The organism is Spirosoma soli (assembly GCF_042684525.1).
In the GTDB taxonomy this organism is placed as follows: Bacteria; Bacteroidota; Bacteroidia; order Cytophagales; family Spirosomataceae; genus Spirosoma; species Spirosoma soli.
On the sequence record NZ_JBHULN010000004.1, the window covers coordinates 215202 to 232443 of the forward strand.

The 17242-nt window shown below is 47.8% G+C and carries 11 protein-coding genes; 5 read left to right on the forward strand and 6 right to left on the reverse strand.

The features are described from left to right. Positions 1-56: 56 nt before the first annotated feature. From ACFSUS_RS08775 to ACFSUS_RS08785, 3 genes are read right to left on the reverse strand one after another with little or no spacing between them, the layout of a single operon-like run. A complete protein-coding gene (locus tag ACFSUS_RS08775) occupies positions 57-899 on the reverse strand; it encodes a BT_3987 domain-containing protein (protein WP_381521634.1) in 843 nt (280 codons plus the stop codon). A gap of 27 nt (positions 900-926) precedes the next feature. Further along, the gene (locus tag ACFSUS_RS08780; protein WP_381521636.1) at positions 927-2447 is read right to left on the reverse strand and encodes a SusD/RagB family nutrient-binding outer membrane lipoprotein; all 1521 of its coding nucleotides are present in this window, start codon (positions 2445-2447) and stop codon (positions 927-929) included. 20 nt (positions 2448-2467) lie between these two features. Next, on the reverse strand, positions 2468-5719 hold the full coding sequence (locus ACFSUS_RS08785) for a SusC/RagA family TonB-linked outer membrane protein (RefSeq protein WP_381521638.1): 3252 nt from the start codon (positions 5717-5719) through the stop codon (positions 2468-2470). Between the two features lie 797 nt (positions 5720-6516). Here ACFSUS_RS08785 and ACFSUS_RS08790 point away from each other — a divergent pair. From ACFSUS_RS08790 to wrbA, 5 genes are all read left to right on the forward strand, one after another. Then, positions 6517-9747, forward strand: coding sequence for a SusC/RagA family TonB-linked outer membrane protein (locus ACFSUS_RS08790; protein WP_381521640.1), 3231 nt, complete (start codon positions 6517-6519; stop codon positions 9745-9747). Between the two features lie 21 nt (positions 9748-9768). Next, entirely contained in the window at positions 9769-11337 is a 1569-nt protein-coding gene (locus ACFSUS_RS08795; RefSeq protein WP_381521642.1) for a SusD/RagB family nutrient-binding outer membrane lipoprotein, read from the forward strand. Positions 11338-11851: 514 nt separating this feature from the next. After that, complete coding sequence (locus tag ACFSUS_RS08800) at positions 11852-12367, forward strand: hypothetical protein (protein WP_381521644.1); 516 nt, start codon at positions 11852-11854, stop codon at positions 12365-12367. Positions 12368-12420: 53 nt separating this feature from the next. Beyond that, positions 12421-12888 carry a hypothetical protein gene (locus ACFSUS_RS08805; RefSeq protein ID WP_381521646.1) on the forward strand — a complete coding sequence of 156 codons (468 nt, stop codon included), beginning with the start codon at positions 12421-12423 and terminating at the stop codon, positions 12886-12888. A 122-nt stretch (positions 12889-13010) separates the two neighbouring features. Next, a complete protein-coding gene (gene wrbA / locus ACFSUS_RS08810; protein WP_381521647.1) occupies positions 13011-13613 on the forward strand; it encodes an NAD(P)H:quinone oxidoreductase in 603 nt (200 codons plus the stop codon). Between the two features lie 27 nt (positions 13614-13640). Here wrbA and ACFSUS_RS08815 read toward each other — a convergent pair whose 3' ends face one another. From ACFSUS_RS08815 to meaB, 3 genes are read right to left on the reverse strand one after another with little or no spacing between them, the layout of a single operon-like run. Continuing rightward, complete coding sequence (locus ACFSUS_RS08815) at positions 13641-15149, reverse strand: PQQ-dependent sugar dehydrogenase (RefSeq protein WP_381521649.1); 1509 nt, start codon at positions 15147-15149, stop codon at positions 13641-13643. 4 nt (positions 15150-15153) lie between these two features. Then, complete coding sequence (locus ACFSUS_RS08820) at positions 15154-16224, reverse strand: plastocyanin/azurin family copper-binding protein (protein WP_381521651.1); 1071 nt, start codon at positions 16222-16224, stop codon at positions 15154-15156. A 28-nt stretch (positions 16225-16252) separates the two neighbouring features. Next, a complete protein-coding gene (gene meaB / locus ACFSUS_RS08825) occupies positions 16253-17242 on the reverse strand; it encodes a methylmalonyl Co-A mutase-associated GTPase MeaB (RefSeq protein WP_381521653.1) in 990 nt (329 codons plus the stop codon).

Consider the following 17242-nt stretch of genomic DNA (forward strand, 5'->3'; position numbering starts at 1 on the left):
ACGTGCAAAAAGGCAGCCAACTAGCTGCCTTTTTGCACGTTTGATGAATTTAATCGTTAATCAACTCGCTGAAGCTTTTCCGTGATCACCCGGTCGCCACCAGCACCAGCGTACCGGTAGTTAAGTGTGAACGTGCGTGTAGCCGGGTCATAGGTGTTAACACCCGTTTGAACCGTTGTTGGCGCTCCATTTCTTGGAGTAAGTGTAACGGTATTATCCGCATTAATTTTTAACCACATCAGATAACCACTACCTCCTAAATCAGCATACTCTGTTTGGCTGGTTGTCTCGTCGATTGATGCCAAAGTCTTTGACTTATTAATATCCCGAGAGCTAGCCGGATTCGGGTGCGTGAAACGACCTGTTGCCTGATAAGTACCTTCGTAGTTATTACGCAGTTTAATAGCCAGAATCTTTGTGCCGTAATTGCTACTCACCGTCACATTATTCGTTGCCGTTTTAATTACAAACGGAATCGCGTAGTTGTCAGTGAAGCTTAATGACGTTGTATTCAGCTGGAAAGAAACTGGCGCTAATCGGGTGCCTGCTTTCACCGTAACAGTAGGTGTAGTCAGCTGATAAAGCGATGCTGGCAAGATTTTGTAATCAGTATCATTCTGCGCGTTAAAAGCTGTTAAAGCTGCTTCGTCGATGGCTACTGAAATCTGAACATCCTGCGAGGGTATGTTTGGGGAAGAGACTTTGACATCAAACGTGTCGGCAGCTGCCGCTACCTTCAGATAACTTCGAGTATCTTCCAGACCATAGAATGCCGAAGATGGAATCTCAGCGATTGCTCCAACATTTTTAAAATCAACGTAGTGTTCGTCATCGTTCAGGCAAGAGCTTAGACTACCGGTCAGGCTCGCAGCGACGATAACATATAAGAACTTTTTCATGGTTGTGTCTTTACGGGTGTTAACGTTTTACTTTACCCAGAAAATCTTCGTCGTGAATTGACTCACCGTTCCCTGCGCGTTTGCATTCGTTGCGTTGTAGTTAAACTCGCTCGTTGGGTACAGCAGACGTACTGGAATCTGCCGAACCGTTGTGCTCGGGTCCTGAGAAATCGGTACGTTTGGGTAACCTAATCGACGATAATCAGCCCAGGCCTCAAAGGGGGTAAATCCATTGAGCGACGCCCATTTCTGCGTGATGATAGCCTCTAGCTTGTTAGCTGATGCATCATAGCTCACATTATTGACTGGCTGAGCATAATACGTTGCGGCCTGTGCAGCCGTCAAACCAGTATTTAGGAATGATTCGGTGATTGCCTGCTGATACAACGTTTTAGCATTGCCCGGAATCCATCCACGTTGAGCCGCTTCCGCTTGCAGAAACAAAGACTCGTGTGACGATAAAATAACCGCATCCTGGTCCGGACTGTCAACCAGGGCCGGGCCAATAGCTGACACCGCACTATTCACCTGAGGATCAATGGTACCAAAATAGGTAGCGTTGAAGTTTGTGCCAGTACCGCCGACCGGGGCATAAAATCGGGCTAGTCGCGGATCATTGGTTTGCTGATAAAAATCAATGGCGTACTTGTTACCCCTATACTGATTGTTTAATTCGGTAGGCGTGCCCGTTACTGTTTCGCCAAAATTGCCATAAAATGGATTCTGGCGGTTAGCCGAATTTGTGTAACCAGGGTTAACAGCAGCGTTTGCCCCTTGTCCTAGATAGCCATAGTCAGAGGCATTCAGAATAGCCAGTTGTGCCTGAACGAAAGCTTGACGTTCGGGTTTTTCTGACTGGCGTAATAACATCCGTAGCTTCAACGTATTGGCAAATTCCCGCCACAAGACCAAACGCTCATGTAAGTCGACATCGCCACCGAACACAATGTCATTCGCACCGGGGTCTAATACTGTTTCACCCTGAGCTGATTTGGCATCGGCTTGGTCGAAAAGCGCCAGAGCTGCATCAACCTGCTTAAAGAGATCTTCGTAGATAGCCACCTGATCATCATACTTTGGCGATGCAGTAGTAAGACCATTCAGCGCTTCAGTATAGGGTATGTTGCCGTACGTATCAACCAGGATCTGGAAGTGATACGCTTTCATGATCTTAGCAATCCCCTGAACTACCGGTTGATTTAACGTGGCTCCTTGAGTATCTATGTAATTATAGTTTTTTAGAATCAAGTAGCCATTATCCCAGATTGGAGCACCAAACCCGTTAGTGAACTGATAGTTTTTATCAGACGTACCAATCGAGTAATTACCACTCCAGTTCCAATAACCCATCCATAAGTTCAGGAACGGAAACCGAGTCTGTACATAACTGGCCGTAGACGCCAGAGCGCTGGGCAAAACCAGGTCGGGTGTTGCCGACGTTGCCTGGTTCGGGTTGTTATTGATGTCAAGGTAATCTTCTTTACAACTTGACGTCACCGTGAGCAGTATAGCCAATACGCCAACAGTTATTCTCTTTATATTGAACATTGTTAGTTGCTGATTAAGATTTAGAAACCAAGGCTAACACGGAAACCGTAGAACCGTGTAGGAGGTGTCTGATATTCGTCTGTTGTACCCTGCGCGTTACTGTTATCCAACGAGAACTCCGGATCGGAGAAGACGTTTGTTTTTGGACGCAGCATAAGTAAGTTCCGGCCAGTAATCGCAATATTAACATTGCTGAAAAGTTTAAGCTTGCTTAAAAAGGCGGTTGGTACGTTATAGCCAAGCACTACTTCCCGAAGTTTCCAGAAGGCGGCACTCGTTACGTAGCTCGAACCAGCATTATGGTAGCCCGAATTGGTCCAGAATTCCAGGTTGCCATCGCGAGTCGACACGCTCGTATTTGGTGTATACGAACCATCCGAATTCTGAATGACAGAGTTCGGGTAGATGAAGTTCTGTCGGCCATTGTAGGTCGACCGAATGCCTGCTCCTGTAAACTCAAGGGCGTTACCAATCTCATTATAGATCACGTTGCCCCCACGGTATTCAACGACTGCCGAAAGGGTAAAATCTTTAAACCCAAAGGTGTTGGTTAAACCGAAGCGATGCCGTGGTTGAGTCGTACCGAAATACTTAATGTTGGCATCCAGAATCGGGTAACCCGTTGTTGAGTTAACGATGGGCCGTCCGAAGTAAGGACTATTCTCATCAGATACGCGTTGAATATCCGATAAGTACAGTGCTGGATAAGGCTGATTAACAGCCGCGAACACGGATGAACCTGTACCATCGTTCAATGGAATATTAATCCGATCAAGTCCAGGATAAACCGACGTTACTTTATTATCCAGGAACGTATAGTTCGTATTGATATTCCAGGTAAAGCCACCTGCATTTACAATTGGCCGTAATGTCCGCAGCTCTAATTCCACTCCACGGTTATCCATCGCGCCTGTATTAATCAATGCTGATGTATAGCCTGTTGCCCGAGAGATCTGAATGGGTACCGTCTGATTGGTCGTCGTTGTCGTGTAGTATACCGCTTCCAAATTGACGCGATCAAACAAACCTATTTCAACGCCCACTTCACGGTTCGTTGTAAACTCGGGTTTCAAGTTAGGGTCATTTTGCGTATTACCTAACTCAAAACCAGGCTGACTACCATATGGGAACTGCGTTCCACCCGAAGTTGGATTTGTGCCTGTGCTTTGGTTTGTCCCCGGGTTAAACACGTTCTGCAATTGGTAGGGTGCTACGTTTACGTTACCAGCGCGGGCAATACCGCCCCGAAGCTTCAAATAAGTCAGGGCGTTGTTACTCTTGAGCGATGGTAATGCTTCTGTCAGAATAACCGACGCGTCAACGCTTGGGTAGAAGAATGAGCGGTTGCCCGGTGCCAACAATGACGTCCAGTCATTACGTCCAGTAGCATGTAGAAAAACAATATCACGATAGCCTAATGTCAGATCACCAAACGCACCAAGCAAGCGGCTTTGCTGGTTAAATTCCTGCACATTCGGTTCGCCCAGGCGGTTCGAGATATTGTACACCCCTGGAATGACCAGAGCGGCAGCGTTAGCATACGTATAACGACGGTAGTCAGTACGTGTCTGTTGACCTAATATTAACTTGGTAGTAAAATCGCCAAATGTAGGACTCACTGTAACTAACAGATCTCCAGTAAAGCGGGTGCGTGTATCGGTTTGATCAGTGACGGTCGCACTACGGCGCCGAACGGATGAGGCAATATTACCAGCGCCCCAAGGGTCACTAATGGCATAATCGCTAAACGATACGTCGGCCACATGGGCTTTCAACTGCTGGTTCGAAAGCTGACCAGATACACGGTACAATACGTTTAACCAATCGGTGAATTGATACGCTACGTCGGCATATCCCTGAAAATTGTATTGGTTTGTCCGACGACGCGAATTGTCACCCGTCACCTGCCACCAAGGGTTTGGATAATACGCATTGAAGTACCCATTCACATCACCGTAAGGTGACGTAATATCCTTAAGCCGAGGGTCGGTTAGCGGAGCATGGGCTGGCTGGTTCAACAAGTTCCAGTATACCGGTCGGCCCTGACCAAAATCACCGTTTTCAACATTCGTGTTTTGATAGGTGAAGTTAGCCTTTGCCGTAGCCGAAAACTTGTTAATTGTCCGTCCGCCGTTCACCAGCAGGTTCGTCCGGTTAAAACGATCATTGGGTACGATACCGGTCTGATCAACTCGCTGAACGCCTAGTCCAAAGAAGTTCTGGGCATCGCCTACGCGATACGAGAGATCATGCTGAACTGTTGATCCGGTATTGAAGAACGCCTTCCGGGGGTCTTTGCCTGGTGCTGCATAAGGCACTCGCAGAGTATCCAATCGGAGTGAGCCATCTGGATTGCGCACTTGTATACCATATCCCAACGGTTGAAGCGAACCGTCGTAGGCCGGACCAAAACTTTGGTTTTCAAAGGGTACGTATAGACGCTGGCCGTTAGCATCAATAAACGGAGCGCCTTCACCACCGTTTGATCCGAAACTGGTTTGCAGATCAGGCATGTACGATACGCTCTCAAACTGAGTGTTGTTAGTGTACGAGATCTGTGGCTTGTTATTGTTTGTTCCACGCTTAGTCGTAATGACTAATACGCCGTTTGAGGCATCTGAGCCATAAAGCGCAGCCGCACTAGGACCTTTAAGAATCGTTGTACTTTCAATATCATTTGGGTTGATAGATGAAAGGAAACTGATATCTGTGAGCGCTCCGTCGACTACTAGCAGTGCCTGGTTGTTACCCAGAAATGAGCGGTTACCACGAATTGTTAAGCGTGGAGAGGCTCCTACTGCATTGTTTGTTAAATTGACCTGTAAGCCAGCAACTTTGCCCGTAAGGCCATTCGCAATGTTAACGGGAGCTGCCTGATTAATCTGGGAGCTGTTCAGTTTTGTAATCGATGTACCGATTTCCCGCTCTGTACGTCGAATACCGAACCCTGTCACTACTACTTCATTCAAGGTAGACGCATCGTTTTGTAACACTACGTTAACGCTACTGCGAGACCCCACCGCCACGTCCTGTGATTTGAAACCCACGAACGAAAACGTTAAAGTCGAATTCGGGGCTGCGTTAATTTGGTAGTTACCATTGGCGTCGGTTGTTGTGCCACGGCTTGTTCCTTTTACAACAATACTTACACCCGGTAATCCCGAGCCGTCGTCTGATGAAGTAACGCGTCCTGTTATGGCTGCGTCCTGTGCTAATAGCGGCAGGCAAAACAGCAACGACAGTAGCCAGCTTCCAATTAGAACTTTTCTCATAAAAGTTGATGGAATTGAGTTTGAACTATAAAACTAAGTGAAGCCAAAATTAACGCTTTGTTAAGGATAAAACAGCTTATTTTATCTATTAGTGGCGCTTATATTGGGTAAAACAGTTTGCAATTTAAGCAAATTGCAGAATAAAGTGTATATACGCACTTTTTAATGTATAGCGCATAGAATATAATTTTTAAGTGTTACTACTTAGTACTTATGTTATTTTACAGTCAACAATAGGACGTGAATTCAGTAGAAAATTTTAATGTGAAGAACTGAGATCTATATAATCTATTGGAAATTTATAGTAGGCTAAAATTTTACGTTGAAACCGTACATTTTTAACATTGTTTTAAAATAGGCTTAATACTTAGTTTATAAATATACTTAATGATGTAAGGCTATATTACATAATAGGTTCGTTTGATGAAAATCTTACTTAATGATTATAAAGCGCCAATATTCGCTTTTTGCCGCAGTAATGCTCATATGCCCCCTTCTTATACAAATTGTTGTAAATCAGCAGGTAATGGCTTAGGTAACCAATGCGGTATTTCACATTATAATTGTTGAAATGTAGTGTTAAAATGCTATTGAGTAATAAGTGGAAACCTTTTTTAAAAGATAGCATCGCGTTTGAGTTAATGGCTTATCTCCAGAAGAATATTCGCCTAAACGAGACTTGATGTCGCCTATTGTCGTAAAATTGTTGCGTAGGCAAAATATTATTATAAATATATTCTTTACTTTTGTGATTGTATTATTACCCAAGTAGTACATCTTAACTTAAACAACGTTCTATGCGTAAATTTCTACTGACGCAGTTCTTACTGTGTTTATTCGCTATTCCGTTGCTGGCTCAGACACGAGCCATAACTGGAAAGATCACTTCATCAGAAGACGGCTCGGTATTGCCGGGTGTGAGTATCGTCATTAAAGGTACTACTCAGGGTACTACTAGTAGTTCGGACGGTAGCTATCAGATTAGTGCCGCTAGTGGACAAGAATTGCTGGTCAGTTTTATAGGATTCGCCACTCAGAGCATACCTGTCCAGAACCAATCGACTATTAACGTAACGTTGAAACCCGATGCCTCTAATCTTCAGGAGATTGTTGTGACGGCCCAGGGGATTCGGAAAAGTCAGCGGGAACTTGGTTATGCCGTCTCGAAGGTGGAAACGGGCGACGTAACGGTTGGGCGCTCTCCTCAATTAGCGCAGGCGCTCTCAGGAAAGGTAACGGGTTTGGCCGTTTATAACGTTAATAACAGCGTTGACCCGGCGGTAAAGGTCGTTTTGCGAGGCTATCGCTCGTTAACGGGTAACAATGAGGCCCTGGTCGTGCTGGATGGTATGCAGACCACCTCAACGATTCTGGCCACCATAAACCCAAATGACATTGAAAGCGTGACTATCCTGAAAGGTGGTCAGGCGGCTACGTTGTATGGGTCAGCGGGTATCAACGGCGCCATTCTCATCACGACTAAGAGAGGTACTAAAGGTAAACTGCGTATCGGTTACTCTAACAGTACCAACATCGAGCAAATCAGCTTCCTGCCAAAGTTTCAGGACCAATTCGGGTCGGGGTCTCACTATTATCCTTCTCCTGGATCGCCTGGCTACAGCAATGACCCTCTGGTGCGGATGCAGGGTAACTGGCGTTCGTATGAGAATCAGCAGTTTGGCGACCCCTTTGATGGCTCAATGCGGATTCTGGGCCGTACCGCCGAAGATGGTAGCCAACTTATTGTTCCGTACTCAGCCATTAAAAATGGCCGACGGAAGGCGTTCGATACGGGCGTTTCGATGAATAACCAGATCAACTTCCAGGGTGGCGATGAAACCAGCTCGTTCTACCTGTCGCTGGAAAATCAGAAAATTGCGGGTATTGTTCCCCACGATAAGAGTGATCGGACGGGTGCCCGTTTGTCAGCTACCAAAGAATACGGTAAGTTGACCGCCAGCTTCAACGCGGCTTATGTTCAGGCGGCTTATGATCGGACTACGTCGGATTTTTATTTCAACGTAATCAACCAGCCGGCTAACCTGCCATTGTCTGAGTTGCGCGACTGGCGGAACAATCCGCTGGCCAATCCAAATGGGTTCTATAACGATTACTACAACAACCCATACTTCGACGCTGATAACAACCGAGCAAAGTATAAGGATGCCAACCTGAACGGGAACCTGAGTCTGAATTTCCGGCCTACTTCCTGGTTGACGTTTACCGAACGACTCGGGGTGATGAATAACTCGAGGACGGGCAAAAACACGACCGGCAAATTCACTTACTCGGATTGGGCAAAAACGAAATCTTTTATTCCCGAGCCATTCTTCCGCGAGGGAGACGGTACAGGAATCTACCGGGCTATTTCAGATGTTCTTGGTTCGGTGCTTGACTACTCTAACACGGAGAATGTAGTTAACAACGAATTCTTCGCGCAGCTTAGTAAAGTGCTTGGCCCATTCGACAATAAGCTAATTCTGGGGAACAGTGTTTATCAGCGAACGACAAAAGGAATTGCCGTTGGCTCAAGCTCAATTGTGGTTCCTGATGTATATAACGTAGCCAACAGGCAGGGTGAACTGACTGGGGGCGAGGGTAACACGCAAGAACGCCGAGTGGGATATTATGCTGACCTCACCTCGAACTATAAAAACTGGTTGATTCTGAATGGATCGTTCCGTTACGATCAGACCTCGCGTTTTTACAAATCTACCCGGCCGAGCAATCTGTGGTCGTATCCCTACTACGGGGCTGCCGTTTCGTTCATTGCTACGGATGCTATCCCTGGTCTCAAATCGTCGTTCCTGAACTACGCCAAGATTCGGGCAAACTTTAACAAAAACGCGAATGATAACATCCCGCTCTATGGTCTGGACCTGGTATATGGGAATGGCGGAGGCTTTCCTTATGGAAACACGGTCGGGCTAACGGTTGGTAATCGTTTGCCCGATGCAAACCTAAAACCAGAGGTGGTTTATTCGACCGAGATTGGTGGAGAATTCCAATTGCTGAATGACCGGATCAACATTGACGTTTCGGCCTACAACCAAAATTCAAAAGGGCAGGTAGTTACGGCCCGGATTCCGAACACAACGGGTTTCAGTAACCTGCTCATTAACGTCGGCGAGACGCGCAACTGGGGGTACGAAGCTGAGCTTAAGTATCTGATCGCCAGGGGCGGCAAATTTACCTGGGATGTCAGCCTGCGCTACTCGTATAACGATAATAAGGTACTGGAGTTATACCCAAATATTAATGAATTCCAGTACGGCGGTTACGCATACGCTAATACGAACGTAATCAAAGGCGAGCGATTCCCAATTCTGAAAACGGATGGTTATCAGTACGCGCCGGATGGTTCGGGTTATGTACTAGTCAATCCAACGACGGGCTATCCGTTGCGTCAAACGACCTTAACCCCACGCGGTGGCACACTCCCCCGCCACATTGCTGGCATGGGATCGAAACTAGAGTACGGTAACTTCGGCTTTACATTCAACTTCGAGTATCGGGGTGGCAACGTTACGTACAGCGACCTGGGCCGTCAGATGACCTTCACGGGATCGGGTGAATGGACAGAAAACCGCTACCCGCACATCTTCCCGAACTCAGCCATCCTGGGTAGCGATGGCAAAACCGTAACGCCCAACACGACCGTTCAGGTGGCAGAGGCTGAGTATTCGTTATGGGCGGATAACTATCGGGTTATTTCAGAAAACTTCGTTAGCCCGGCCTGGTTCATTAAACTCCGGGACATCAACCTATCATACACGTTTCCCCAGAGCTTACTGTCCAAAACACGGATCTTCTCGGGAGCAAGCATTGCGTTGTATGGCCGTAACGTGTTCACGATCGTAGACAAGAAGAATTACTACACCGATCCTGAATTTAGCTATCAGGGTAATCCGGCACCGGGTGATATTGCTATACCGTCGACGACTTCCGCAACGGGTATCGGTATCAACACGACAACGCAAACGCCACCGGTGCGTCAGTATGGTATCAATCTTAATCTTACGTTCTAATCATCTGTGATTTTGACCGACATGAAACTAAAAGTTGTTTTTCTATTGACCGCTCTGACCCTGGCCAGCAGTGCCTGCAAAGAGCAGTTCTTCGACATAAATACTAACCCTAACACACTGCCAACGGCCACGCCGAACTTTGTATTTACCAATGCGCTCAAAACAACGACCTGGAATCCAGATGCAGCTGGAAACTTGCTTAACGTCAATGAATTGGGTTCGTATTGGTCGGGGCAGTGGACGCAATCGAACGGGTACATCATCAGTACGACGCAGTTCGGCTATAACTTCACCAATGGCGATTTTAACTATTGGGACGGCTACTACGATAATCTCAATGATTATCAGTTTGTAATCGACAATGCCGATGCGAATGGGCAAAAGTTTTTGAAAGGCCCGGCTAAGGTAATGAAAGCCCTGATTTTTCAGCAGTTGGTGGATATGTACGGCAACGTTCCGTATACGGAGGCACTAAAAGGAGGGGCTGTACTTGCTCCGAAGTTCGATGATCAGAAAGCAGTGTATGAGTCGCTGATTACGTTGCTGGATGAAGCTGCATCAGATATAAAAGCCGGTGCTACTGAATTACAAGCAAATGCGTCGTATAGGACCATATTTAATGGTACAGACATCATATTCGGTGGTAACATCACCAAATGGGCTCAGTTCGCTAACTCGGTGAAAATGCGGATTCTAATGCGTCAGTCCCGCGTTGCTGGTCGCGACGCATACATTAAAACCGAGATCAACAAGATTGTATCGGGTGGGGCTGGCTTCATTACGGGCGAAGATGTTGCGGTTGGTGGGCCTAATTTTTTCGTAGCTACCGCCGGTAAAATCAATCCTATCTACGATCGGTGGGGGTACAGCGAGACAAATGCACGCCGGGCGTTGAATAACTTCCCACGCATCACGCAGTTCCTAATTAACAGCCTGAAAGCGTCGGGCGATACGTTGCGGATGAAGCGCATTGCTTACGCCGTTGGTAACGAAAATCAATCGAATCCCGGTACCAGCACGCGGGCAGAGATTGCAGCCAACTACGTTGGTACGCCGTTCGGCGCTTCGTCCGGTTTTTTACCGGGCAACACCAGTGCGGTTGGTCCAAGCCTGCTAATTCGCGGTCAGTTCAACCGCCCGTTCGTGATCATGACGGCGGCTGAGGTACAACTAAACCTGGCCGAAGCCAAGCAGCGGTATGCTGACGTTACGCTGCCAAACACGGCTCAAGCGTATTTCGAAGAGGGTATCAAGCAGTCGTTCCGGGCGTTAGGAGCCAATACAGCGGGAGCCGATGCTTTCAAAGGCAGCAAAGTAGTCAATTATAGCTGGGACGCTTCGCCGGACAAACTCGCAGCTATTTCCATTCAGAAATGGCTGGCTGCCGCAAATCTGAATGGCTTTGAAGCCTGGTCAGAATATCGCAAAACGGGCCTGCCTGTAACACCACAGAGCGTTCAGGTGACCGATGCTCGTCGGCCCGTACGGCTGTTCTACCCGAACACCGAGGCTGGCTCAAACACGGCTAATGTAACAGCCCAAGGTACCGTTGACGTATTTAATACCAAATTGTTCTGGGACGTTGACTGACAAAATCTAGATGACTTTACGCAAGAAGAGGCTATCAATCTATTGATGGCCTCTTTTTTTTACAGGGCTTAGTCGTTAAAACAATCCCATTAAGCTGAGCTGCTAAGATATTGTAAGCCAATAAAAAAGCAGATCGTCATCGTCGATCTGCTTTCTGCATTACGCTTTATCCAACTATTAAAAATCTTTATCTATTGCCTGAATCGTCTTCTGTGTTCACCTACTGTATAGTTGTCGGTTGTGTTGGCTGAAACTGACGATGCTGATTCCTCTTTCAATGAATTTTAACCGAAAGGTAATGGGTAGTTCGCTGGTTACACAATGGTATATAGGTGAAGTATATTTTTCGGTAGGTATATTAACTTTTCGGTAGGCTAAGCTTACTCCAATCGTCTCCCTGAAGCGCTTTGGGGCAAAGCGCTTCACACCCATTGCACCAGTTATCGACACTAACTAACCCACAAACTTTTTGCCTGTAACGAAGTTATTCTATCTAATTAACCGACTCAGCGACATGAAAGACGAGAAAGATGTAGAGCGCAAAGATGCGCAGATAACTGGCCGCACAGAAGGTCCATTTGGCTCCGATGATGCTGATGATGACCGGTATGTACAGGACAATAAAAACAGAGATGAGATCGAGAACTCGTCTAACGGTCTCGATAGTATGGAGGTGCGTGGCGGGCAGGATGGGCGTAACAACCGACCCTTTGGCGGTATTGATATGGACAGCAAGAACGGCGTTATTCGGATGGGTGACACGGACAATAGTACCATGGAAGTAACCGACGAAGGGGCTAACAATGCACCTAACGATAAAACACTTACAAATACCGCTATGGTAGACGTAACAACCCATGGCCCTGACGATTACGCATCGGCCGACGAGGTAGACGTGCCAAATGCTCAAAAAGAAGCTAAGGAGCAAGGCCACGCCGTCGAGCAGGATGATAGCGCTGGTACGCAGGTTGATGATGCAGAGCAGATATCACAAACTGGTACTGATACTGATCATGAACCTACCTACTGATCTAATCAGCAAGTGGTGACAAACTTATAGTACACGATCAAACTAACAACGTTATGAGCTTAAGTAGCAAACTCCGCAAAGAAAATGATGAGTCTTTTGCGTCTAAGCAGAGACAAAGCACACAAGGCCTGGCCCCAGATCAGGGCTTAACGCAATTGAACGACATACAGCGCGATAATGATTTGCCTTCTCGGCAAATGGACGTCAACGATACAAACTTCGCTGATGACTATGAAGATATAAAAGTAATGGCAGCTGACTCAAACAATGAGAATGACGGTCCATCGGATGTCGATATAGAGGAATCGAAGAGGGCTTCATGGGGGCAGCCTCCCTTGCCTGCTGATGCTGATGATGCCTCAACCGACGAAGATAGCCCGATGACTGCTTACCAACACCCAACCCAGGGTGTACACGAAGCTGACAAAGTAGCTGATGCCGATTGGAATCGGAGCACGGCTGAAGGGGCTATTCCAACGACTCGTACGAATGAGCCGGATCGCACACTGGGTAACTCGTAAACAGTGCAAAAAAGGAATTTTCTAAAATTCCTTTTTTGTGTCTCATTTATGAGTATATACATTCAATGTGATAACTCGTAATTACTGACGTTCAAATTGCTTATCAGACAAACCCAATCGTTATGGTGAAAATTGCAGTAATTTATTACAGTGCAACTGGCACGACATACAAAATGGCTCGTGCTGTAGAAGAGGGCGCTAAAGCTGCCGGAGCAGAAGTAAAAGTTTTGAAAGTGAAAGAGCTTGCGCCACAAGAGGCCATTGCCTCAAATGAGGGTTGGTCTGCTCACCGACTCGAAACTCAGGACGTTCCGGAGGCCACACTAGCTGATTTAGAATGGGCTGATGCCATCATTCTGGGAGCACCGACACGGTATGGTCTGCCAGCAGCACAACTAAAGCAATTCATTGATACAACCGGACCACTTTGGGGACAAGGTAAATTGGTGAATAAGATTACCTCGTCGTTTACAAGCGCAGCTACAGCCCATGGTGGTCATGAATCAACGATTTTAGCTTTGAACAATACATTTTATCATTGGGGAAGTATTATCGTAGGGCCAGGTTATGCGGACCCAATTCAATTTCAATCTGGTAATCCGTATGGTACGTCGCACACGAGCCAAAATGGCTCCGTTCCTCCCGACGAAGTCGCCCTCAACGCGGCTCGTTTCCAGGGGAAGCGTGTTGCCGAAGTGACAACTATGTTCTTAGCTGGTAAATAGCGGCTTGGAGCCCCGATGAGTTCAACGTTATGGTTCTTGTCGGGGTTGCCTGACTAGTTTATTCAATGTGTAACATACTAGCCGATTCATGCGCTTCTTCTGTCCTTTATCGGCGCGTAAATCACCCAGTGTAAGCTCATAGATGCGATTTGGCTTCAACTCGGTCAAGGTGAGTGATACCGTTTTGTGGTCAGCCGACAAACGTACACCTGAAACCGCTACCGAACGAGTGTCCATTTGGGGGGAGCCATACGCCTGATGATATTCATAATAGTAGCTGCGAAAACGGTAGTTAGCCAGATCATTTGCCGTTGGCTCATCAACAGGCTGAGTAAAGGTAAGGTCGAATCCGGTTGGGGTTAATTTCATAGCCAGAATGTCGAGCGGAATGCCTACGCCGGTCTGTTGTCCTTTGTAGCGAATCCGTTGGATACCCCGGTCACCGAGCCACCCGTGATCAGCCTGCCCGAGATACAAACTCCCATCGGGGGCGAAGGCCAGACGGTTGTTGCCAATACGTAACTTAGTACGACCGGATCCTGCTTTGTCGAAGAAAGGTAAACAGGCTCCCTGGATACTGCCATCTACTTCATCGGGCAGAACCCGCAGCAGATGTGGGAAATCCATTTCACCTACGAATAGCTGACCCGAAAATGGGCCAAATTTACCACCTGTGTTATCGAACGCAATCTGTGTGGGCGAATGTGCCATCATCTCATGCGGAAACGCAATGCTTTCAACCGTTCGCATACTATCGAGCGTTGCTACGGGCAAGGTAAGCGGATCTATGTTTGGAAAACCCGGTCGCCAGACTAAACTGGCCGGATGTCCATAAAATTTTCCTTCTTCAACGTGATATAACTTGCTAGTCCCCAACCAGTCGCCCTGGTTGTCAGTGACGAACAGCCGTCCCTGTGCATCGAAACCGATGCCATTGGGCGATCGAAATCCGCTGGCATAGGGTTTTACTTTACCCTCAGGGGTTATCTGCATGACCCATCCCCGGTACGGAACGCAGGCATACATTCGCCCCTGTCGGCCAAGCGCGTCATACTGCCCTCGAACTTCGTCACGGATACCGGCGCCGTTAGACGCTGTGTTAAGACTGATGTAAAGATTACCTTTTGCATCGCGTACCGGGCCAAACGCAAACTCATGGTAATTACCCGACATGCCAAACTGGTCAGTAACTGTCTGATATAAATCGGCTACGCCGTCGCCATCAGTATCAGTTATACGGGTGAGTTCGGGCCGTTGAACGACAAGCAATTCACAGTTATTGATGGCTACCACACCGAGCGGGTCGTGCAGACCTTCGGCGAACAGCTTCCAGGTTTTTGTTTTAGGATTATACAGCATGACCTCACCCCGATGGAAGCAGGCCGCCATTCGACCATCCGGCAGAAATGACAGGCCACCTGTTTCAGCCACCAGCCCCGGCGGGGTAGCAATCGTTTCGACCTCATAATAATCCGAAATGGTATCGGTAGGGAAAGATGAAAGTAGTAACGATGAAAGGAGAAGGGAGGCTAGCATAAGGCTACAGTGTCGATACGGTTAAGGTAAATTGGCGTGTACCAGCTGGTAACTGTAATTCTCCATGTTGGAAACGACCGACGGATGGCTTGAATTTAATACCGGGCTGAGCCGTAGCCACGAACTTTATAGATTGCCGGTTTGGGCTAAGGATAAACGTGCGGATAAAGCCACGACCCGTAGAGAGTGGTTTGATCAACTCCCGTACATCAATGCCATTGACTGAGTAATGAAATTCTGGGTACCGATTTACCAGACGGTAGCCTTTGAACCGAGGTGGTTGAGAAGTTGTACCAATTTTCCAGGGGAAGCCGCCCGAATCACGGTAATAAATCTCGCCTACTACCTTTGTGAACCGCTGGCCTTTGCCATCCCATTGCTCGCTATTGTCAACGAAGCCGCCCGACCAGGCATAGCGTAGCCGACACTGACCAGCATCGAATACGTACGATTGACCACCCTCAGGACCAGGCATTCCGACTGCAATAGCCGCCGGTCCACAATCGGGCATGAACGTTCGGTAAACAGCGGGCAGCTTTAACGGATAAGGGTGGCCTGATTCGACGGCCTGATGCTGATGGGCAACTTCAGCTGTCCTGTCTGGATTGGGTAGGTTTCGATCCTGCTCGGGAGCTGGTAGGCGTTTCGGGTCGTTAGTAGCATAAATAATGCCGTACATAACGTAGCCGTGGCCCGGATACGTACAAACAAACGGATAAGCGCCTTCTGCCAGCACAACGGTTAGTGAATCTGCATTGCCCGGTTCTACACTTACCGTATGCGCCAGTACGTCGTCCATGACGGGTACATGGTGTTGCTGCGGGCCTTTATTTCCAAGCGCCAAGGCAAACTCCACTACACGCAATCGAGAATTTGGCCGGGTTACCACCAGGTTATGGGCCATGTCATCTTTGTTTTGAAAAATGAGCCTCAGTCGGGTATTAGGCTTGATGATAAGCCGCTTCTGATCAAATTGTAAGCCGCCCGACGAGGTTATGGTGATGAGTGTATCTCGCTGAGCGTATGCTGTCAACACCGTTAGCCAAAGGCTCAGAACTAATCCTACTATACGCATACAGATGAAAGAAAGAAATTGTCTCCTTCTAATGCTCTTTTGGGTGATGATGCAGCAAGGCTTGTACGGCAGGCACCGGAAGTAGCTGGCCGATACGTACCTGATTCTCTAAAAACTTTAATCGTTCGTCCATACCCGGCTGGTTATAAAACTGCTTCTCTAAGTGATGTCGAAGGAGTGACTTAAACCAGGTAAGTTGCTGTTCCTGGCGACGCTGACTGTGGTGCCCATTCTGCACCATTAATCGCTGTTGATCTTCAATAGTCTGCCAAATTAATTCTATCCCTTCCCCAGTCAGGGCCGAACAAGTTAACACGGGGGGAAACCAACCTGTGCCGGTCGGTGGAAACAGATGCAGGGCATTTTGGTACTCAACACGCGCTCGGTTAGCAGCAGCCTGATTTTCGCCGTCTGCTTTGGTAATGGCGAGGGCGTCGGCTAGCTCCATGATCCCTCGTTTCATGCCCTGGAGTTCATCACCGGCACCGGCCAGCATTAGCAGTAAGAAAAAGTCTACCATACCATGCACAACGGTTTCGGACTGGCCAACCCCAACGGTTTCCACCAGAATAATGTCGAATCCGGCCGCTTCGCAGAGAAGAATCGTTTCGCGGGTGCGATGCGCAACGCCACCCAGCGAATCACCCGCCGGCGAGGGACGGATGTAGGCGTTACGATCCATGGAGAGCGTTTCCATACGGGTTTTGTCACCTAACAGACTACCACCGGAGCGCTGGCTTGTGGGGTCTACGGCTAATACGGCCAGATGATGCCCTAAACTAGTCAGCTGTTTCCCGAATGTTTCGATGAATGTACTTTTACCAACGCCTGGTACGCCGGTTATCCCAATTCGAATTGAATGTCCTGTTTTAGGTAACACACGGTCGAGAACCTGTTGAGCCAGCTCCTGATCATCCGGGCGTCGACTCTCGACGAGCGTAATGGCCCGGCTCAACAGCAGTCGGTCGCCCATAAGAATGCCATTGGCATATTGATCGGCGGAAAGTCGGTCACGCAT